The organism is Sinorhizobium medicae (assembly GCF_007827695.1).
GTDB classification, from domain to species: domain Bacteria; phylum Pseudomonadota; class Alphaproteobacteria; order Rhizobiales; family Rhizobiaceae; genus Sinorhizobium; species Sinorhizobium medicae.
This window is the reverse complement of sequence record NZ_VITA01000011.1, coordinates 162,749-183,364: the sequence shown is the minus strand read 5'-3', so window position 1 is coordinate 183,364 and position 20,616 is coordinate 162,749. Positions and strand designations below refer to the sequence as shown.

Annotated in this window: 16 protein-coding genes and 1 riboswitch; of the genes, 9 read left to right on the top strand and 7 right to left on the bottom strand. The window is 60.9% G+C overall.

Going from position 1 to position 20,616, the window contains the following annotated elements; genetic code table 11:
* The first annotated feature begins 74 nt into the window (after positions 1-74).
* Complete coding sequence (locus tag FB009_RS19670) at positions 75-482, top strand: GFA family protein (RefSeq protein WP_011975718.1); 408 nt, start codon at positions 75-77, stop codon at positions 480-482.
* A gap of 65 nt (positions 483-547) precedes the next feature.
* Here the strand turns inward: FB009_RS19670 and FB009_RS19665 are convergent, their stop codons facing one another.
* The gene (locus tag FB009_RS19665; protein ID WP_024324734.1) at positions 548-1,486 is read right to left on the bottom strand and encodes a hypothetical protein; all 939 of its coding nucleotides are present in this window, start codon (positions 1,484-1,486) and stop codon (positions 548-550) included.
* A 398-nt stretch (positions 1,487-1,884) separates the two neighbouring features.
* The gene (locus FB009_RS19660; protein WP_028054123.1) at positions 1,885-3,804 is read right to left on the bottom strand and encodes an LTA synthase family protein; all 1,920 of its coding nucleotides are present in this window, start codon (positions 3,802-3,804) and stop codon (positions 1,885-1,887) included.
* Positions 3,805-4,060: 256 nt separating this feature from the next.
* Here FB009_RS19660 and FB009_RS19655 point away from each other — a divergent pair, with 256 nt between their 5' ends.
* The 5 genes from FB009_RS19655 (at position 4,061) to bluB (ending at position 10,426) form a co-directional block, all read left to right on the top strand.
* Positions 4,061-5,743: an NAD+ synthase gene (locus FB009_RS19655; protein ID WP_011975715.1), complete on the top strand. Its 1,683-nt coding sequence runs from the start codon at positions 4,061-4,063 to the stop codon at positions 5,741-5,743.
* A 2-nt stretch (positions 5,744-5,745) separates the two neighbouring features.
* Entirely contained in the window at positions 5,746-6,573 is an 828-nt protein-coding gene (locus FB009_RS19650; protein WP_018208299.1) for a TolB family protein, read from the top strand.
* A 161-nt stretch (positions 6,574-6,734) separates the two neighbouring features.
* On the top strand, positions 6,735-8,468 hold the full coding sequence (locus tag FB009_RS19645) for an ankyrin repeat domain-containing protein (RefSeq protein WP_102045581.1): 1,734 nt from the start codon (positions 6,735-6,737) through the stop codon (positions 8,466-8,468).
* A 142-nt stretch (positions 8,469-8,610) separates the two neighbouring features.
* The gene (locus FB009_RS19640) at positions 8,611-9,432 is read left to right on the top strand and encodes an SDR family oxidoreductase (RefSeq protein WP_018012457.1); all 822 of its coding nucleotides are present in this window, start codon (positions 8,611-8,613) and stop codon (positions 9,430-9,432) included.
* 38 nt (positions 9,433-9,470) lie between these two features.
* A riboswitch (cobalamin riboswitch) is annotated at positions 9,471-9,685 on the top strand.
* A 45-nt stretch (positions 9,686-9,730) separates the two neighbouring features.
* Complete coding sequence (gene bluB / locus FB009_RS19635; RefSeq protein WP_011975712.1) at positions 9,731-10,426, top strand: 5,6-dimethylbenzimidazole synthase; 696 nt, start codon at positions 9,731-9,733, stop codon at positions 10,424-10,426.
* 114 nt (positions 10,427-10,540) lie between these two features.
* Here the strand turns inward: bluB and FB009_RS19630 are convergent, their stop codons facing one another.
* The 4 genes from FB009_RS19630 to FB009_RS19615 all read right to left on the bottom strand — a co-directional run bounded on the left by FB009_RS19630 (position 10,541) and on the right by FB009_RS19615 (position 15,915).
* Positions 10,541-11,674, bottom strand: a complete 1,134-nt coding sequence (locus tag FB009_RS19630) for a DUF2865 domain-containing protein (RefSeq protein ID WP_011975711.1) — start codon at positions 11,672-11,674, stop codon at positions 10,541-10,543.
* Positions 11,675-11,859: 185 nt separating this feature from the next.
* A complete protein-coding gene (locus FB009_RS19625) occupies positions 11,860-12,504 on the bottom strand; it encodes an acyl-homoserine-lactone synthase (protein ID WP_011975710.1) in 645 nt (214 codons plus the stop codon).
* A 153-nt stretch (positions 12,505-12,657) separates the two neighbouring features.
* Complete coding sequence (locus tag FB009_RS19620) at positions 12,658-13,398, bottom strand: helix-turn-helix transcriptional regulator (protein ID WP_011975709.1); 741 nt, start codon at positions 13,396-13,398, stop codon at positions 12,658-12,660.
* 204 nt (positions 13,399-13,602) lie between these two features.
* The gene (locus tag FB009_RS19615; RefSeq protein WP_011975708.1) at positions 13,603-15,915 is read right to left on the bottom strand and encodes an NADP-dependent malic enzyme; all 2,313 of its coding nucleotides are present in this window, start codon (positions 15,913-15,915) and stop codon (positions 13,603-13,605) included.
* 245 nt (positions 15,916-16,160) lie between these two features.
* Here FB009_RS19615 and FB009_RS19610 point away from each other — a divergent pair, with 245 nt between their 5' ends.
* Together FB009_RS19610 and FB009_RS19605 are read left to right on the top strand one after the other, a co-directional pair.
* A complete protein-coding gene (locus FB009_RS19610; RefSeq protein ID WP_011975707.1) occupies positions 16,161-16,994 on the top strand; it encodes a UDP-2,3-diacylglucosamine diphosphatase in 834 nt (277 codons plus the stop codon).
* 137 nt (positions 16,995-17,131) lie between these two features.
* Positions 17,132-18,355, top strand: a complete 1,224-nt coding sequence (locus FB009_RS19605; protein ID WP_011975706.1) for an MFS transporter — start codon at positions 17,132-17,134, stop codon at positions 18,353-18,355.
* On the opposite strand, the gene dgcA is transcribed toward FB009_RS19605, so the two are convergent.
* On the bottom strand, positions 18,307-19,290 hold the full coding sequence (dgcA, locus tag FB009_RS19600; RefSeq protein WP_011975705.1) for an N-acetyl-D-Glu racemase DgcA: 984 nt from the start codon (positions 19,288-19,290) through the stop codon (positions 18,307-18,309). The two genes, FB009_RS19605 and dgcA, sit on opposite strands and share 49 nt — an antisense overlap.
* 185 nt (positions 19,291-19,475) lie before the next feature.
* Between dgcA and FB009_RS19595 the strand changes: the two genes are divergently transcribed.
* Complete coding sequence (locus tag FB009_RS19595; protein WP_011975704.1) at positions 19,476-20,615, top strand: ABC transporter permease; 1,140 nt, start codon at positions 19,476-19,478, stop codon at positions 20,613-20,615.
* The last annotated feature ends 1 nt before the right edge of the window (position 20,616 follow it).

Sequence of the window (20,616 nt, the reverse complement as noted above, 5' to 3'; positions counted from 1 at the left end):
GGTCGACAACCGATCGCCGCCGGCTCGTCCTAAACGTGAACGAAAGACATATGCATGGTGAGTGGAGAGGGCAGATGACGAAAACAAACGAGGGCGGCTGCCTTTGCGGTGCGGTGCGGTTCAAAACGCGCGGCAGGCTGCGCGAAGTGATCTTCTGCCACTGCTCGCAGTGCCGGAAGCAAACCGGACTCTATTACGCAGCCACCAATGTTCTCGACAGCGACATTGAAGTGAACGGCTCCGACGAGGTGACCTGGTACCGGTCCAGCGACGATGCCAAGCGCGGTTTTTGCCGGAATTGCGGTTCGGCCCTGTTCTGGAAAGCGGACGGCCTGGACTACACGTCCATTCTTGCCGGTACCTTCGATGGGGCGGGAGCTCTGGAGCCCGGCTATCACATCTACTGTGCGGACAAGGGGGATTACTACGATATTTGCGACGACCTGCCGCGCTTCCCGGGGGCGAGGCCGCAGCCGTCATGAACGTGATTCAATAAAGTAGAGCGGGATGCGGGCGGGAAGCCGCGCACACTTTTCCTCATCCGGCCCTAGAGCGACAGCTCGGTGGCCTGATCGAAGGCGCTCGCCAACGCCTCGATCTTGACCGCCTGCCAGGAGAGATACTCTTCGATCAGCTGCGCGCTCAGCCAGAGCCGTCCGCGTCTGCCGTCAGGGGCTTTGCCAAGAAACCCGGCTGCCTCTGCTTTGGCGAAGATGCGGCGGACATGGGTATTCGAAATCAGGTAGTGTTCGGCAAACTTCGCCAGGCTGACATCGACCCAAACCTTTCCCTCCACCGCCGCGAAGTCGGACACCCGGGTCATGAGATCGTCGAGGATCACGCCGCCTGATTCCGACCACACGAAAATGGCGACACCCTTCGGCGGGGCCGTCCACCTGCTGTCGGAGAGTAGGCGCCGTGCCGCAAGCGGCTGGGCACGCTGGAAGATCGACCCGTCCGCTTCCGTCCGTTCGACCCTCCTGCCATTGTCGAGGAGATCGAGGGTGCTCATCTGACTCTTGAACCAGAGCCGCATCGCCGTCTCGCTGATTTCCGCCGGTTCGAGGGGACGTGCTCTCCTGGTTCGTCCGCCGGAGGCCGGCTGAAGCAGCTTGTAGGCGACCAGCTCCGCAAGGAAGGCAGCAGCCGTGTTGCGACTGGCGCCGCCGGTCTCGCGCATGAGCTTGAGCAAGCGCGCGGCAGTGATCCCCGATTCCGGATTGCTGACGTCCCGCTCGTGGTGAAGTGAATAGGCTGCTTGTGTCAGCATCCATTTCTGATGTGACGCCACCAGGCGCGCTACGCGCGGGTAGAGGTCATTGACCGCTATCAGCGTTCGTGCGCCTGCCTGCAATACTTGTGGGAAATCCGGATTTTGCAGCAAGTCGCTTACCGTCAATCCGGTCGGTACCTGCTGCTCAGAGCTGTTCTTCTCCGCGACCCGCTGCATCTGCTGCGCGCGCCCCCACTCCTGCGCTGGGGGCACCGCAATGGTCCCTTGGCCCCACATTTACCATTCACGCGTTCTGATCAATGCGCAAGGCCCCGGTTTTGTTTCACACGAAATTGAGATCAACACGTGTGAGACCATCGATATTCACTTCGGTCGCGAGGTGCGTTCGCGCCGTACTTACGGCTGTGCCCGCCGTATCAGGCGGTGACTGGTGTTTCACCGGCGGCTCGCCCAGTCGCCAGCCTGATCTTCACAGAGGCGATGCCCCGCGGGCCTGCAGCGGAATCGATCGCGATCATATGTTTGCCGATGGCGCGGAGCCGCCAATTTGCCGGCACGGGAGCTCAGATACAGGCGAAAGGATATCGCTGCGCCATCTCAGATCCCTCCTTGTATCTACACGGAACAAGCTGTCGGATTCGACGGATCGTTTACAAACCGGCGCTGTAGAGATCGGCGTGGGACTGGAAGAAGCGCTCGGTGCTGTAGCGCTTGCCGAACATCATGTCGTGCTGCAGGAAGCGGTAGTCACGCAACGATGCCGGTATCTTCCGTTGGCGGAGCCAGTCGGCGACATCCTTGCCGTTCTTGCGGATCAGCATGTAACGGTCGAGGACGCGGTAGTGATCATAAACCTTTCCAAGGAAACCGGTGTAGTAGGGGTGCTCATATCCGGCCTGCTTCAGAATCTGATAGGAAAGAAAAGCCGGGCTGATCGTGCCGATCTTCTTTTTCGGACCTGTCTTGTTCGACCAGACGACGAGCGGTGTTTCGTGCTCGGCCTTCATCTGATCCTTCGGTCCCTTCCGCTCGGCCGTGATTCCCTTCATGTAGCCGGTGCTGGAATAGACGGTGTTCAGCGGCGGCAGGTGATCGCCGAAGAGAACGATGATCGTCTCCCGGTCCCGTTCTTTCGCCCAGTCCATCAGCATCTTGAGGCTGTCATCGGCTTCCTTCACGCCTTGAGCATAGGTCGCAAGTACCTGACGATCGGCGTCGGAGAGCTCGCCTTCGACCTTGATCGTGTTCTTCGCGTATCGGTTGGCCTCATAGGGACCATGGCCCTGCAGGGTTACGGCGAAGAAGAAGAAAGGGTCTTCCAGCTCGTCTGCCTGGCGGATGATCTCCTTCGTCAACGACTCGTCAGAGGCGAAGATGCCACGCTTGGCCATCGGCGGCATGTTCTCCTCCGACTTGAACATATCGAAACCGAAGGCTTTGTAGACGGCATTGCGGTTCCAGAACCATCCCTGAAAAGGATGAATGGCGCGTGAGACGTAACCTTCACTGCGGAAGAAGGTGGCAAGCGAGGGGATCGGATTTCGTATATATTGCTGGTAGGGAATGCTGCCATAGGGAAGGAACGCGTTGGAAAAACCCGTCACCGCCTCGAATTCGACATTGGCTGTCATGCCACCGAACTCCGGAGAAAATACGTTGCCGCCCTGCAGTTCGCGGATCGTCGGCATGGGATCGGGTGTCAGCTTCACCTTGGGAAGACGGGTGGGGTCCCAGAAGGATTCGCTCATGAGCACGATCACGTCCGGCTTGCCGCGATGGCTCGTACCGGCGGGAAGCGGCTTGACCGGAATCCGCTCGATCGCATCCGCCATGTAGCCAGCCGGCGCGCTTACATTGGCCATGGGGAGGTTGATGGCGAAAGCCAGGGCAAAGCCGTTGTGGCGATAGTTCTCGGTCTGGTCCCACATGATGGGGATGACCCGCAGCCGGTCACGAATCCAGGAGAACTGGTTGTAGTCCATGATGTTCCAGAACGCTACCAGCAACGGCAAGGCAAATGCGATGCGCGCCATACGTTCACGGCGGGTCAGCTTGGGGAAGTTCCGCCAGGCAAATCGCAGAAGGAGGACGGAAACGACGATCGCGATTATGATTCCGGCCACGACGCCGACGGCAGTCCAGGGCCTATCCTTTACGAGAACCGGCATCAGTTCCATGATCTGCCGGCCAAAGAGGAAATCGGTCGGGTAGAGTGGATCGGACAGGAAGACCTGCTTCTGCTGACTGATGAAGGCGGGTACCACGGCAAGCGGCGCAACGAGCAGTGCTGCCTTGTGTTCCCGGCCGAACAGGGCATCGACGCCGAGCATTGCGAGGAAGAAGACGGCAACCGTGGTCCAGGCCGGCCGCATGGGATCGGTAAAATAGGCGACGGTGTCGGGCCACGACCAGCGCACGATAAGTTCGATGGTGAAGACGACCGAGATCGCGAGCAGAAGCGTGAATAGGGCGCTGCGGGCGCTCGACAGGGTTCTGGCGTATCTTGCGGAAGAGACTTGCCCATTGGCGTAGACGTCAGAGCTGCTCACGGCGGAATCGATACGGGCCAACGGCGTCTCCAATTTCATAAATATTTCACTCTACCGTCATACGGGTGTCATCTTGAACAGAGGATGAATGGCGGAAACGGCGCCGTCGTCGCCGGGTTCCCGGAGCCGTGAAAGATTTCCGTAAGGGTCCGAAATCGCGGATCTTTTCGGATTTTTCCTTCTGAAATGGATTGAGTCTGGGTTTTTTGCCGCGGGATGCGGTAAGAACAACGCGAACGACACATGCATTCGCTGACGAGAGACGACGGGCCCATTCATGACTGCACAGAAAGCCGCTCCCTCAACGCTACGGATCGCCGTAGCACAGCTCAATCCAACAGTCGGAGACATTGCCGGCAATATGACAAAGGCGCGCGAGGCGCGGGCGGCGGCGGCGCGCGAGGGCGCCGACCTGCTGCTCTTTACCGAGCTCTTCCTGTCCGGCTACCCGCCCGAAGACCTTGTTCTGAAGCCCGCCTTCCTGAGCGCTTGCGAACAGGCCGTAGAGAAGCTCGCCGCAGAGACGGCAGATGGTGGGCCGGGCATCGTTATCGGCTTCCCGAGACAGGCGGCCGCCCTCCGGCACAATTCCGTGGCGGTGCTCGATGGCGGCAAGATCATCGCCGTCCGCGACAAGGTGGACTTGCCGAACTACGGCGAGTTTGACGAGAAACGCGTCTTCGATGCGGGCGAAATGCCCGGGCCGGTGAACTTCCGCGGCGTGCGCATCGGTATACCCGTATGCGAGGACATATGGGGCGATCTCGGCGTTTGCGAGACCCTTGCGGAGAGTGGCGCAGAGATTCTTCTTTCACCGAACGGCTCGCCCTATTATCGCGGCAAGCTGGACGTGCGTCATCAGGTGGTCCTGAGGCAAGTGATCGAAACCGGGCTGCCGATGATCTATGCCAACCAGCTCGGCGGTCAGGACGAACTGGTTTTCGACGGCGCGAGCTTTGCCTTCAACGCGGACAAGTCACTGGCCTTCCAGATGAGCCAGTTCGAGGAGGCCGTCGCCGTATCCGAATGGAGAAGGGGTGCGGATGGCTGGGTCTCCGGCAACGGATTGAAGTCACGCGTACCGGAAGGAGAGGAAGCGGATTATCGCGCCTGCATGCTGGGCTTCCGGGATTACGTCAACAAGAACGGTTTTCGTAATGTTGTGCTTGGCCTTTCCGGCGGGATCGATTCGGCAATCTGCACTGCACTTGCGGTGGATGCGTTGGGCGAGGAGCGGGTCCGCACTGTCATGCTGCCATACCGCTACACCTCGCGCGAGTCGTTGCAGGATGCCGAGGCATGCGCCAGGGCCCTCGGCTGCCGCTACGACATCGTTGCTATCGAGGAGCCCGTCGAGGGCTTTCTCAGCGCGCTCTCCGATATGTTCGAGGGTACCGAAGCGGGCATTACCGAGGAGAACCTTCAGAGCCGCACGCGCGGGACGATCCTGATGGCGATATCCAACAAGTTCGGCTCCATGGTGGTGACGACGGGTAACAAATCCGAGATGTCGGTCGGCTACGCCACGCTTTACGGGGACATGAACGGCGGTTTCAACCCGATCAAGGATCTGTACAAGATGCAGGTTTATGCGCTGGCACGCTGGCGCAATGGCACGGTGCCGCCGGGAGCGCTGGGGCCTTCGGGTGAAGTCATCCCGCAGAACATCATCGACAAGGCGCCGTCAGCCGAACTCCGCCCCGACCAGACGGACCAGGACTCGCTGCCGCCTTATCCGGTGCTCGACGACATTCTCGAATGCCTGGTCGAGAAGGAGATGAGCACGGAGGATGTCGTCGCACGGGGACATGAGGAGGCGACGGTCCACAGGATCGAGCATCTGCTCTACATTGCGGAATACAAGCGTCGGCAATCGGCCCCAGGTGTGAAGATCACCAGGAAGAACTTCGGCCGCGATCGGCGCTATCCCATTACCAACCGGTTCCGCGACAGGGGATAATCATGCGCAGCTCGGTGGAGGTCTTCGACGTGGCGACGGGCGAGGCGCGTGTCGTTTGGCAGACGGAACGGCTGGTCGAGGCACCGAACTGGTCGCCGGACGGCAAGTTCCTCATCATCAACGGAGATGGCAGGCTCTATCGGTTGCGCTTCGATGGCTCCGAGCCGGTGGCGATTGACACGGGTTTTGCCCGAGAATGCAACAATGATCACGGCATCTCGCCCGACGGAAGCACGCTTGCAATCAGCGACAAGACGGAATTCGGCAAGTCGGCGATTTACCTGCTCCCCCTTGGCGGCGGCGCACCAAGGCTCGTCACAAGCAATCTTCCATCCTACTGGCACGGCTGGTCGCCCGACGGCCGGACACTGACCTATTGCGGCATCCGGGACCAGGTTTTTGACATTTACACGGTCTCGGTCGAGGGCGGTGATGAGCGACGGCTCACGCAGGGCGAGGGCCGCAATGATGGGCCGGACTGGTCTCCGGACGGAGAATGGATCTACTTCAACTCGAGCCGCAGCGGCCGCATGCAGATCTGGCGGGTGAGGCCGGATGGCAGCGATGTCGAGCGGGTCACCAATAACCCCTATGGCGACTGGTTTCCGCATCCGTCCCCGGACGGCAGGCACCTGCTCGTGCTCTCTTATGACGGCGATGTCTTCGATCATCCGCGCGACCTGGACGTGCGTCTCCGCCTGATGGATCCGGACGGCGGCAATGCGCGCATCCTGCTCGAGCTCTTCGGCGGGCAGGGGACGATGAACGTACCGAACTGGTCTCCCTCCGGCGAGGCCTTCGCCTTCGTGCGTTATCAACCGGAGCGATAGCACAGCTGGACAAGGCTGCGGAGCCATGCTAGCGGATTCGACGTTCGCAGGGCGCATCCGATCCGCGGGAAGGGCAAGGCCCACCTGTCTACCTCGATAATTTTCTCACCTTCTTTCTGTCTGTGGGCGCGGATACCGGACGTGAATGAAAGGAGGTTTTCATGATCACGCGTGATCTTCCAGCCAACGCCAGTCTCGAATCGATCCGCAAGCAGGCAAAGGCCCTTCTCAAAGCGTTCAAGGCGGGAGACGGCGCCACTTTTCAACGCGTCAAACCCTATTTCGCAGATCCGCATGCCATAGGGTTGCAGGAGGTTCAGCTTGTGCTGGCGCGTGAATTCGGTTTCTCCGGTTGGACTAAGCTGAGGGCACACCTGACGGGGACCCGCGGGGGCGAACACTCGGCTGAACGGTTGGCCAAAAGGTTTCTTTCGCTCGCTACACTGTCCTACTTCGGCGAAGTTCCGGCCGATCCCGAGCGCTTCGGCGAAGCTCTGGAACTATTGCATGCGCATCCGGAAATCGCCGATGAGAGCATTCATGTCGCTGCGGCTCTCGGCGATGCCGCCGCTGTCGGCCGTTGGCTCGACAGCGAACCGCAGCTGATCGGATACAAAGGCGGGCCCTACGATTGGGAGCCATTGCTCTATGCAGCCTATGCCCGAATACCCGGCAGATCGTCGTTCGAAGCAGCGCGCCTTCTGATCGGGCGCGGCGCAGATCCGAACGCTTTCTGGCTCGATGATGGGCAGTACCGCTTCACTGCGCTGACAGGGGTGTTTGGACAGGGCGAGGCGGGAAAGGAACGGCAGCCGGAGCATCCCGACCGCCGTGCCTTCGCCCGGCTGCTTCTGGATGCGGGCGCCGAACCGAACGACAGCCAGGCGCTTTACAACTGCATGTTCGAACCGGACAACACCTGCCTCTCGCTGCTGCTCGAGTACGGCTTGAAGCCGAGTGATCGAAACAACTGGCTCCTGCGCGAGGATGGTCGCCTCGTCGCCAATAGCGAAAGGGTCTTTGACTATCAGCTGGCCTGGGCGCTGGAGAAGAGAATGCCGGAGCGTGTCCGACTTCTGGTGGAACACGGAGCCGATGGGAACCGGATCGTTCGGGGCCGAAGCCCCTATGAATGGGCGAAGCTCGGCGGCGATGATGCTCTCGCCGACTTCCTTGCGTCGCGCGGTGCACGGCGCGTGGAGCTGTCTTACATCGATCGGCTGATTCGGGCGATTGGCGCTGAGCGGCACGATGAGGCCATGGAGTTGGTGTGCGCGAGACCGGATCTTGTAGTGCACGTGGAAGAGGCACATCCCTCACTGCTGCATGAGGCGGCGGGTGACGGTCGGCATGGCCAGGTTTCGCTGATGCTGGCGCTTGGATTCAACGTCAACCGGATGACGTCCCGCACGCCTCTTCATGAAGCGGCACTGCACGGAGACCTCGCGATGGCGAAGCGCCTGATCGAAAACGGTGCCGACCCGACGCTCCGTGACCCGTATCATCAGGCGCCGCCTATCGGGTGGGCTGAGTATAACGGCAAGGAGGAGATGGTGCGCTATCTCATAACCCAGCCGCTTGATGTCTTCGCTGCTGCGGCTTTCGGCAATGCCGAGCGGGTGGGGGCAATGCTCGATGCGCAGCCGGAACAGCTGGAGATGACGTTCGGCGAGTTTCGCGGTGGCGGCAGCCCTGACCCGCGGCGCGACTGGATGACACCGCTTGCCTTCGCGGTCGCAGGCAGCCGCAAGAATGTGGTCAAGCTGCTGATGGGGCGAGGGGCAAATCTCGCGCGGCGCGATCCCGGCGGCCCATCAATCCGGGACCTGGCCCGCGAATCGGGAGACAAGGAAATCCTGGATTTGCTGGCCAGCACGGCGGCTGCACGACGGTGACGCAACCAGCCTTGTTTGCCTTCCAGAAGCTGAACGTCCAGCGGACGCTCTTGCCTAACGGTTGGCGACGACGCAAAGCTACGGGAAGGGCGTGTCGCCGCCCGTTCGGAAGCCGGAATTGAAGAGGGAGGAGGGATTTACCATGAGCACGGACCACGCCCGTCTGGACGGGAAAATCGCAATTGTGACCGGCGGAACGCAAGGGCTCGGTGCCACGATTGCCGCACTCTTAGCAGAGCGTGGCGCCGAAGGGGTCGTCATTTGCGGACGTAACGCGGCGAAGGGCGAGGCGAAAGCTGCCGAGATCGCGGCTTCGACGGGTGCGAAGGTCATTTACGTACCGGCGGATCTCGAGCGAGTGGACGATGCCCGTGCCGTCGTTGCGGCCTGCGATCGCAGCTTCGGCCGTGTCGATGCGCTGGTCAACGCCGCAGCAATCACGGATCGGGGTACGATCCTCGACACCAGCCCGGAGCTGTTCGACCGGATGTTCGCGGTCAATGTGCGGGCGCCGTTCTTCCTCATGCAGGAGGCGGTTAAAGTAATGCGGCGCGAGAAAACCGAGGGCACGATCGTCAACATCGGTTCGATGTCGGCGAAGGCGGGCCAACCTTTCATAGCCGCCTATTGTGCATCCAAGGGTGCGCTGGAAACCCTGACCAAAAACACGGCCTACGCGGTCCTGCGCAACCGGATCCGCGTCAACGGTCTGAACATAGGCTGGATGGCATCCGAAGGCGAGGATCGGATCCAGCGCGAATATCACGGTGCGCCGGCGAATTGGCTGGAGGCAGCGGCGTCGAGCCAACCCTTTGGTCGCCTCGTCGATCCCGCCGAAGTCGCACGCGCAAGCGCCTATCTTTCATCGGCGGAATCCGGACTCATGACGGGTTCCGTCATCTGCTTCGATCAGTCGATCTGGGGCGCCTATGACGCCTCGCCTCATCCGCAAGCGCCGCTCTGAGGCCTTGCCCGCCGCCTTGCGTTTCGCTGGTACCTGTGGCCATATGACAGCCGTCAGGTGCCCGCTTTTATGTGGGAGAATCGGGAAGCCGGTGCAGTTCCGGCACGTGCCCAACGCTGTGAAGGGGACGTTCTCGCCAAAAACAGGCTCTGAATCTTTTCAGAGCTTTGCCACTGAATTTTAAAGTGATTTGGGAAGGCGGCGGGAGCGGATGATCCGAAGTCAGAAGACCGGCCTGGCGAGATAGACCGGCCCCGCGCGGACGGCGGGAGGTTTTCGCATTGTTGGGGATCGAACGATGCTGCCTGACCAGAACAGCTGCCTTGCGGCAGCCCAAGCTTTTTCGCCGGATGAACGCGCCGCCGTCTATCGCGCCATTGAAACCCGCCGGGACGTTCGTGATGAATTCCTGCCCGCGCCATTGCCGGAAGAACTGATTGCGCGGCTGCTCGCTGCGGCGCATCAGGCGCCCTCTGTCGGATTTATGCAACCCTGGAACTTCGTGCTCGTGCGACGCGACGAGGCGCGGGATAAAATCTGGCATGCCTTCCAGCGTGCCAACGAAGAGGCCGCGCAGATGTTTTCCGGCGAAAGGCAGGCGAAGTATCGTTCGCTGAAACTGGAAGGCATTCGAAAGGCACCGCTCAGCATTTGCGTAACCTGCGACCGGACGCGCGGCGGAGCTGTCGTCCTGGGCCGCACCCATAACCCGCAGATGGACGTCTACTCGACGGTTTGCGCTGTCCAGAACCTCTGGCTTGCCGCACGGGCCGAGGGAGTGGGGGTCGGGTGGGTCAGCATCTTTCATGAGAGCGAGATCAAGGCGATCCTCGGAATACCGGAGCATATCCAAATTGTCGCCTGGCTCTGCCTGGGCTTTGTGGACAAGCTCTACCGCGAGCCGGAACTTGCCGCCAAGGGGTGGCGGGAGCGCCTGCCACTCAAGGATCTTGTCTTCGAGGAGGGTTGGGGTGTCGCCAGCAGTACTTTTTGATTCGGTGGGAGCTTTTTTCCGAATTGCGAAATTGCTCTGACCTTTCGCGTGTACGCGATTCCGGACGGAAATCCGCTGCGCACTTTTCCCGGTATTGCTCTAGAGCATTCCCTTTCAATTTTCCTGCAGCGGCTGATAGGTCGGCCCAAGCGGATGCTCGAGATCGATCGCACTCTCCTGTTGCGGGAGGAAGGTTGGCCCCACGACGCGCACCTTGCTTTTTGCCGGGTCGTAGGGTCTCTCTTCGATCGGCTTTGCCGGCGCTTCCTTTTTGGGGCCGATCGTTACGACGGAGGGGCTGACAACGGTGAGCCGGCCGGCGGAGCCGGACTTTTGATCAACGGCAGTTGCTGTGGGGTCCGGCACCTGACAGCCACAGATGCCGGGTGAACCGGCGCCACGTGCGCGGTAGGCGAAGGCGGTTGGAAGCTCCGTATAGGGCCGGCCGGTCGATGCAGAAACCATCCGATCGGCTTCTTCCGTCTCGAGGACATGGTAGTAAAGCTCCGTCTCCGCGCCGGGGCAGCGCGCGCGGCATAGATCGGCGTCGCGGCCGAAATTTGCCGGTGTGGCATGCGAGGAGATGGGAAAGAAGGCGCCATCGCACGTTCTTACGCACATGGTCCTCAGGCTCCCGGCGAAATCGTGTTCGATGAGCGGAACGTCTTCGCCGGGGCCGTCGAGCAGAAGCGGATAGGCATCGCTGTCCGGCGGCAGGTCCCGGAGAATGTTCCGGCGAACCTCGGTCTCCTCCGACGCGGACGCGTTGGCAAAACCGCTATCGCCGTATTGCCCGTTCCAACCGTCGGACGGCATTCCGGAGCAGCCGTTGAGTTCCATGGCGGCGAGAATGCGCCGGCGGATTTCGTCGCCTCCTCCGCCGATCAGATGCCTCCGCTGCGCCTTGAGGTTCCGCAGATTTTCCTCCATCCGCGCGATCGTGGTTTCGAGGTCGCCGCAAGCGGCCTCGTCATTGCCGCCGATGACGATGACGCTGTCGCTGCTGCAGTCCATTCGGCGGCGTTCGTTCTTGGCGCGGCGCAATTCGATATTCTGGCGGGAGACCGCGCCGGTAAAATCGCGCAGGCTGGCGGTCGTCGTGAATTCAGTCTGAAGGCCGGCGAGACGGGCGCCCAGGCGCTCGCAGACGCCGGATGCGGAGGCCGGGCTGGCTGTCGCCAGCGCCAGAGTTACGAGAACCGCCGCGATTGGCCGGGCATTGAACGCCACCTGGAGGGACGAGGACACGTAATTCTTCCTGCATTGCGGCGGAGCGTTGCCGATATGTCCGCCTGTCCCCTCCATCATAGGATGTTAACGAGATGGTGCAACGGGAGAGGACGTTTGCGTTACACAACATTCCTCACCCGATCTATGCGCAAGACCCCTGAATGAAGCTGTTGGCCGTGCGAACTGCACGGCCCGGAAATTCGCTAAGCGGCACGCGCCGTTTCGAGCGACATCGGTTGCTCGAGGACGGTGCCCTCGATGGCCGCTACCGCCTTCATCGTATCGAGCAGGGTCCTGCTGACCTCCCAGGCAATGGCAACCGCGTAGACGGAGCCGATCCTGTGCGGGTCGGCGATGCGTTCTCCGGGGCAGCCCATGCGGCGGAACATCCGCTCGAGGAACACGTCGGTGACGGTGACGATATGGCTGATGCCCGAGGCAAGGCCCATTTCGCCGACGCCGCACATCAACTCGGCGGCGGCCACCGTGACCTGATTCGATGCCCGGTCCTGGGAGATTTCAGGGTCGATGCAGAAGCGGCTCGACTCCCACACCGACGCACTACGGATTTCCGGATTGTCCCCGAGAAGGATAGGGAAGGTGTCATCCAGCATATTCGGTCCGAGTGTCGGAAGGAGCCTGAGGGAGCCCCGGATCTTGCCGGTTTCCGGCGAGTACGACATCACATAGAGCGGATTGGCTTTGTCGTAGTGATCGATTTCCCAATCCCCTTCGGTTTTTACGTCCCATTTCAAGAAGTCGTGGAACACGCGCTTACGCAGCCGGAACATCTCGTCGATGGCCTGGGGATGTTGGCTGCGACCGTTTCCGTTTACTATCCTGATCATTTTTCGCTCCATGCGTTATTACGCGATGCAGCGATGCTGTCAGGCTCTCACGACACATGTAACTGTCTATAGTGACAGTTTATTTCTACATTTTTTCCCAATAGATTTTTGGGGAATCTGCTGGTGCCGGGCTTGTGCCGGACCGGCAACCCCTCAGACGGTGGGAATCAGCGCGTGTCGAACAGCATGGGCTACAGCTTGAGTATTGGACACCACATTCAGTTTGCGGCGGGCATTGGTCATGAAGAAGCGCACGGTTCGCTCGGATATGCCGAGTATAGTCGCAATCTCCCAATAGCTCTTGCCAGCCGCCGACCAGGTCAGGACCTCGGTCTCCCGCCCGGTCAGGCGGAGATCGCGCTCGTCTTCCATCGCCCCAGCCATTGCCGAATGTTCGAGCATAGATGCATGGAACAGGTTCGCAGCCAGTTGGAAATCCCGCAGATGGCAACGGCGGTAGGCGGACCACTCGACCGGCGACATGTTGGCGCTGATCGCGAGGAGGGCCATGCGGCCGGCGGGCGAAGGCAGCGGCAAGGCGACACCCTCAGTGGAAAGTCCTATTTCCTCGGCCGCCACGAAAAGTGGCTCGCACTCCGGAAAGCGTCGCCGTGCCGTCGCCCATTCGACCGGTCTGACACCGCCAAGCGCAAGCTTGAGGATCGGATCGATCCTGTGGAGGCCTCGTACGGCGTAGACTTCGGCGGCATAGGCGCCAAACGTGTGATGCAGACGGCAGATTCTCAGACCATCCGGAAGAGACTCCGCTTCCAGGTATAAGAGGTGCGCGATGTTGAAGGTTCGTCGCATCAGGGCGAAGAAGCGCTCGGGGTCTGCGCAACCTCCATACTCCACAATATCCAGCAAATTGAGGACAGCTTGTTGATTAGTCATGCCGTAACACCGAAACTTGCCCCTATAATAAACATGGTTTAAGGCGGCCGGTTTTGTCTAGTGCTATATTTCGTATTCGGTGTGTTATTTGCTTATTTACAATTGCAGATTGCAGTATCGATGATTTTTGCCGATGCGAATGCATCTCTACGGTGGAAAACAGCGATTCTCCGCGGCTCATGGTCGAGGAGGAAGTGCCATCCCTCAGACGGGATAGCTTGATTCGACGACCGCCAGAGCTGCCATGTTGACGACGCCGCGGGACGTGACTGATGGCGACAGAATATGCGCGGGAAGTGCGGAGCCGAGAAGGATCGGGCCGACATGCAGACTGTCCGTCATGGTCTTGACGACACCAAGCGTTATGTTGGCGGCGTCGAGATTGGGGAAAACGAGCAGATTGGCCTCGCCGTTCAGTGTACTGTCAGGCATCACGCGTTGGCGCAGGCCCTCGGAAATGGCGGAATCGCCATGCATTTCCCCGTCCACCTCGAGATCAGGCGCGAGCTCGCGCACGATCTGCAAAGCAGCGCGCATTTTGAAGGCACTCTCGGAATCGCGTGAGCCGAAATTCGAATGGGAGACGAGAGCGGCGCGCGGCGTGATTCCGAAGCGGCGGATCTCGTTTGCCGCCATCACCGTGGTCTGAGCGATCTCCTCCGCACTCGGACTGAAGCTCACATAGGTATCCGTGAAGAAGGTCGCGCCACGCTGCGAGATCAGAAGGCTGAGCGCCGAGAAATCGAGCACGCCCGAACGCTTGCCGATGATCTGCGACACATCGCGCAGATGCCTGCTGTAGCGGCCTTCGACGCCGCAGATCAGCGCGTCGGCCTCGCCGCGTTTGACTGCAAGCGCCCCGATCACGGTCGTGTTCGTGCGTACGATCGTGCGAGCCGCCTCGGGAATGACGCCGAGCCGACCAACGAGGGCGAAATAATCATCGACATAGTCGCGATAGCGTGGGTCGCCTTCAGGATTGACCACCTCGAAGTCGATATCGGGGCGGATACGGAGGCCATAGCGCCGCAGTCGGGTTTCGATGATTTGCGGGCGGCCGATCAGGATAGGCTTGGCCGTACCTTCTTCCAGCAGCACCTGGGCGGCGCGCAAGACCCGCTCGTCTTCGCCCTCGGCGAAGATGACGCGGTTCTTCGACGCATTCTTCGCTGCGGCGAAGACGGGCTTCATGATGAAGCCGGAGCGGAAGACGAACCGGTTGAGATTGTCGAGATAGGCGTCGAAATCCTGGATCGGGCGCGTGGCGACGCCGCTTTCGGCCGCAGCCCTCGCGACGGCCGGCGCAATGCGCAGGATCAGCCGCTGATCGAAGGGCGAGGGGATCAGGTAATCGGGGCCGAAAACCGGCGTTTCGCCGGAATAGGCGCGGGCGGCGACGTCCGACGGTTCTTCGCGGGCAAGACCGGCGATCGCGCGCACGGCCGCCATCTTCATCTCTTCGTTGATGGTACGTGCGCCGCAATCGAGAGCGCCGCGAAAGATATGCGGGAAACAGAGGACATTGTTGACCTGGTTGGGAAAGTCCGATCGTCCGGTGCAGATCATGGCGTCGGGACGCGCGGCACGGGCCATCTCGGGCATGATCTCCGGCGTCGGATTGGCGAGCGCCATGATCAGCGGCTTCTCAGCCATTTGAACCAGCAGCTCGGGCTTGAGAACGCCTGCGGCCGACAGGCCCAGAAACACGTCGGCGCCAGCGATGCTGTCGGCGAGAACGCGGTGGTCGCTTTCCTGCGCGTAGACCGCTTTCCATTCGTCCATCAGGACCTCGCGCCCCTGGTAGACCAGACCCTCGATATCATGGACCCAGATGTTTTCGCGTCTGGCGCCAAGCGTGACGAGCAGGTTGAGACAGGCCAGCGCCGCAGCTCCGGCACCCGAAGCCACGATCTTGGCCTTGGCGATGTCCTTGCCGGCGAGTTCCAGGCCGTTCAGTACGGCCGCCGCAACGATGATCGCGGTTCCGTGCTGGTCATCGTGAAAAACCGGTATTTCCATTTTCTCGCGCAGGCGTCGCTCCACCTCGAAGCATTCGGGTGCCTTTATGTCCTCGAGATTGATGCCGCCGAAAGTCGGCTCCAGAGCGGAGATGACGTCGACCATCCGCTCGACCGTCGGCGCATCGATCTCGATGTCGAAGACGTCGATCCCTGCGAACTTCTTGAAGAGAACGGCCTTTCCTTCCATGACGGGCTTGGAGGCGAGAGGGCCGATATTGCCGAGCCCGAGAACGGCTGTGCCGTTGGACACCACCGCGACGAGGTTGGCGCGAGCGGTAAAATCGGCCGCAGTTTCAGGGTTGTCCCTGATGGCGAGGCACGGTGCGGCGACACCGGGAGAATAGGCGAGGGCCAGGTCGCGCTGGTTCCCGAGCGGTTTTGTCGGCTGGATCTCGAGTTTGCCGGGGCGAGGATAGCGATGAAAGAAGAGTGCCTGCTGATCGATATCTCCGCTGGCGGGAACCGCTTGGGATTTCGCTTTATCGCCCGTGTTCATGCCTCTGTTTTCCTTGACTTCTTGCGTAGGACTTGAGAGCGCGGGTTCGGGAGTGCGTTCATGTCCGATGCTGATCGATGTCGTGCCTTTTGGCATGAATCGCCCGGCAGGTACAGTTTCGACGCGGTTCTTTCCGGGCTTGCTCCCCAGCCCTTGCTGCGTGCTGCCGATACCCTGTGTCATCTTCCTGAAACACGAGTCTGATTTTGACGGTTCTGAAACGGCTAAACCAGGATGAGGCTGGCATGGCGACGGTATCGGCACCCCAACAGAATTCCGTTCGGAAACTGCGGACGCTCTTCATTTCCGATGTTCATCTGGGCTCGAAGGCGGCCAAGACGGATTTCCTGATCGATTTTCTGCGCCACCACGAGGCGGACACGATCATCCTCGTCGGCGACATCGTCGACGGCTGGCGCCTGAAGCGCAGCTGGTATTGGCCGCAATCCTGCAACGACGTGGTCCAGAAGCTTCTGCGTAAGGCACGGAAGGGTACGCGGATTGTCTATATCCCGGGAAACCATGACGAGTTCCTCCGCGACTTTCCGGGCATTCATTTCGGCGGTATCGAAGTGGCGCAGCGTTACCTCCACCGGGGCGCGGACGGCCGGACCTATCTCGTGCTGCACGGCGATGAGTTCGATGTCGTCGTGCGCAATGCACGTGTCCTCGCCTATCTGGGTGACTGGGCCTATGACATGGCGATCGCCATCAATATCGGCCTTGCCGCCGTACGTCGTCGTCTCGACATGCCTTACTGGTCTTTCTCCTCCTGGGCGAAGCTGCAAGTCAAACATGCGGTAAACTTCATCGGAGAGTTCCAGAGAGTCGTGGCTGAGGAGGCCCGTCGCCACGACGCCCAAGGCGTCATCTGCGGCCACATCCATCATGCAATCATCGAAGACATCGGCGACATCAGGTACATCAACACCGGGGATTGGGTGGAGAGCTGCACGGCGATCGCCGAGCATCATGACGGCACCATGGAGCTTATCACGTGGCACCAGACGCGTGGAGACACTACCGCGGACCAGCGAGCCTCCGAGGCCGTTACGCGGCTCGCACCGCAAGCCGCATAACCGGTTCTCCAAGACGAAACGTCGTACGTCATAGGGCCTCAATCGTCCCAGTGGACAAGCGCCTGTAGTGATAAGTAGCCGATGGCGAACGCACGCTCAGTTATGTTAATGGTGGCGTACAGCCATCAGGTCTCCCCATGATTCCCTCCTCTGCTCCCGCGTTCGTAGCGGGGCCCCCGCCGCGCCATTTCGCACTCCGCATTGCGCTGCTCTTCTCGGCGCCGTTGATCGTCAATGGTTTCGCCATGCCGTACTTTCCGGTCTGGCTCAGCAGCCTGTCGCTCAGCGATTTCGAAATCGGCATAGTGCTTGCGGTTCCCATGTTCGTCCGAGTGATCACCGCACCCTTGGCGGGCGTTCTTGCCGACCGTATTGGCGAGCGGTCTATCGTTCTGATCTGGTCCGGGGTCCTGTCTTTCGCCGCTGCCATTATTCTTTTCCATGCGCAGCGTTTCTGGCCAGTTCTCGTCATCTACACGCTGCAATCGGCGGTTTATTCCCCTTACATGCCGATCGTCGAGGCCATCGCCTTATCGGGCGTTCGGCGCTGGGGCTTCGACTACGCGCAGATGCGTGTCTGGGGATCGGTCGCCTTTATCGGGGCGACGATGCTGGGTGGCTGGCTGATCGGGATCGTCGGCGGCCAGATGGTCCTGCCGGCCATGGCCGCGGGTTTCGCGCTGGCCATTCTGTTGGCCGTAGCGGCGCCGCGTGTCGGGCGGCCGCGCAGGCCGTCGCCGATTACCGCAATCACGGAGCCTCCGCCACAATCGCTGCGCCAGACGGATCTGCAACTGCTCCTGGTCGGCGTGACGCTGATCAATAGCAGCCACGCGATGCTCTTCGCCTTCTCTGCCATTTACTGGCAACATATCGGCTACAGCGGCACGCAGATCGGCGTTCTCTGGAGTGCCGGCGTCGCGGCGGAAGTTCTGATGTTCTTCTTCGCCAAGGCGATCGTCCGCCGGTTCAGCGTCTGGACGATGATCTTCTCCGGCTGCCTGCTTGCTGTCATACGCTGGCTGATCTTCCCGATGGATCTCGGTTTTTCGGGCTATTTCGTTCTGCAATGCTTCCACGCCTTCACTTACGCGATCATGCATACGGGCATGCAGCACAAGCTGGTCGAGCGCGTCGCGGAGGAGCAGGAGGCATCGGCGCAGGGGCTGTATTTTTTCTACACCGGCGTCTTCACGGCTATCTTCACCTTTCTGTCCGGCTATTTCTACGCCTGGTTCGGTGTCGACGGCTTCTACTCCATGTCGGTGGTTGCGCTGTCGGGGTGCCTCTTCACTTTTCTGGGCTGGTTTCTTCAACCCCAGAGGCTGGCTTCCGCCGGAAAAACGAGCGAGGCCTCGTAGCGCAGGCCGGGGGACCGGTCCTTGGAAAGCAGGAGCGGTCCGTCCAGATCAACGAAATCCGCACCCTGGGCGAGGAGGACCGCAGGCGCCATGGCGAGCGAACTGCCGACCATGCAGCCGATCATGATCTTGAGGCCGAGCGCCTCGGCGGCAGCGCGCATGCGCAGTGCCTCGGTAAGCCCGCCAGTCTTGTCGAGCTTGATGTTGACCGCGTCATAGCGGTCGGCAAGGCTTTTGATGTCCTGTGTGGCATGGACGCTCTCGTCGGCGCAGACCGGCACTGGACGCGGCAGGCCAGCGAGTATGTCGTCCTGTCCGGCCGGCAGCGGCTGTTCGATCAGTGCGATGCCGTTCTCGGCACAGGCGGAGAAATGAGCGGCGATATTGTCGGCTGTCCAGCCTTCATTGGCATCGAGAATGATGCGGCTGTCCGGCGCGCTCTTTCGGACGGCGCGAATGCGGGCAGTGTCGTCTGCCGTTCCGACTTTCACCTTAAGAAGCGCCCGCTTGGCATGTTTCGCGGCCTGAGCGCCCATCGCCTCCGGTTCGGCGAGCGATAGAGTGAAGGCGGTCGTCAATGGCATCGGGTCCGCGATGCCGGCGAGCGAAGCTGCCGTTCTTCCACGGCGCTTTGCCTCGATATCCCACAGGGCGCAATCGACCGCATTTCGAGCGGCGCCAGGCTTCATCGCCTCCTGCAGATCCTCACGGGCCATGCCCTCTTCGATGAGGGGCCGTACCGACTCGATGGCGCTCAGCACCGATTCGACCGATTCGCCATAGCGGGCATAGGGGACGCATTCGGCCCAACCCGATACCGTGCCCTCGGTGATACGGCATGTGACGACGCTTGCGGTCGTTTTCGAGCCGCGGGAAATGGTGAAAGCACCGGCAATGGGGAAATGTTCAACGGTGGCTTTAAGAGAGATCGGCATGGTGAAAACCCTTTGATTCCGTCCGCTTGGGCCGCGCAGCGGAGATTCGCGCAACATGGGGTCCATTGTGTCATTTCTGTCGCACCAAGGGCACTGTACGACTTTGAATTCCCGCATGATTTTGTCATCGAGCGGAATCTCGTTTAAGAGAGTATGCAGAGAACCAACTGAAAGACCGATATCACGTGACGCCTGCCCAAACAGAGACCGCTGCCGACGTCGTCGTCGATGAGGGCGCCGCCGGAAACGGTCGGCGTTATGTGTTCAGCGGCGACTGGAGGCATGAGACGGCCGAGGCGATGAGTGCCAAGCTGAAGCGGCTTGGAAAACCGGCCGGCGGGCAGAGCGAGTTCGATTTCTCCGGCATCACGGCAATGGATACGGCTGGTGCGTGGATCATTCGTCGATTCATGAACGGGACCGCCGACGAGGTTCGTTTCGCAGGCAGCGACCGGTATGCCGAACTGATCCTCGCACTGCCGAAGCAATTGCGCAGCCCGGAAGGGGAGACGGCACGAGCACCACTCTTCCAGCGGCTGTTTGCGCCTGTAGGTGAGCTGACGGTTTCCATATGGACCGACACCGTCGCGGCCATGTACATTCTGGGATCAGCGGTTCGCGGCGCTCAGATGAAGCTTGGGCGCCATGCGGGCGTTTCACCCGCTGCGATCGTCCATCAGATCGACCGGATGGGCGTGATGGCGACGCCGATCATCACCCTGATGTCCTTCCTGATCGGTGCCATCATCGCGCAGCAGGGCGCATTCCAGCTCCGCTCCTTCGGCGCCGAAATCTTCGTCGTCGACCTCGTCGGCATCCTGCAACTGCGCGAGATCGGCGTGTTGCTTACAGCGATCATGATCGCCGGGCGATCGGGAAGTGCGATTACCGCCGAGATAGGCTCGATGAAGATGCGCGAAGAGGTCGACGCGCTCAAAGTCATGGGCTTGAGCCCGATCGGCGTTCTCGTCTTTCCGCGCCTCGTGGCCCTGACGATCGTCCTGCCGCTCCTGACGATCATCGCGAACTTCGCCGCCCTTGCCGGCGCCGCCATGGTGGCCTGGGCCTATTCCGGCATCACGATTCCGACTTTCCTGGCGCGTTTGCAGGAGGCGGTCGATTTCTCTTCCGTCGCGGCCGGCATGATCAAGGCACCCTTCATGGCGCTCATCATCGGCGTCGTTGCCGCGGTCGAAGGATTGAAGGTCGGCGGCAGTGCCGAGTCGCTTGGGCGGCGGGTGACCTCGTCCGTCGTCAAGTCGATATTCGTCGTGATCCTGATCGACGGACTGTTCGCCATATTCTACGCGGCAATCGATTTCTGAG